The sequence below is a fragment of the Herbaspirillum sp. RV1423 genome, assembly GCF_000577615.1.
Classification (GTDB): domain Bacteria; phylum Pseudomonadota; class Gammaproteobacteria; order Burkholderiales; family Burkholderiaceae_D; genus Herbaspirillum.
In genome coordinates this window covers 1-270 of sequence record NZ_CBXX010000130.1, presented here as the reverse complement: position 1 = coordinate 270, position 270 = coordinate 1, and the positions used below count along the sequence as shown (strand labels likewise).

Annotated in this window: 1 protein-coding gene; it reads left to right on the top strand. The window is 58.5% G+C overall.

Annotated features, from left to right (window positions below):
* A partial coding sequence (locus RV1423_RS28405) for an IS256 family transposase (protein WP_034304029.1) occupies positions 1-270 on the top strand: 270 nt, incomplete at both ends.

Genomic DNA, 270 nt, shown 5'->3' with positions numbered 1-270 from the left:
ACCCCATCGTTTATCTGGACTGCATCCATGTCAAAGTGCGTGAGGGAACGGTGCGGGTAAAGGCCGTCTATCTGGCCATCGGTATCACCATGGATGGCGAGAAGGAAGTGTTGGGGCTGTGGCTGGCGCAAACGGAAGGTGCCAAATTCTGGCTGCAGGTCGTCACCGAGCTGCGCAATCGTGGTGTGCAAGATATCTTCATCGCCTGCGTGGACGGCCTGAAGGGCTTCCCAGATGCCATCGAGGCCGTCTTCCCGGAGACCACGGTTC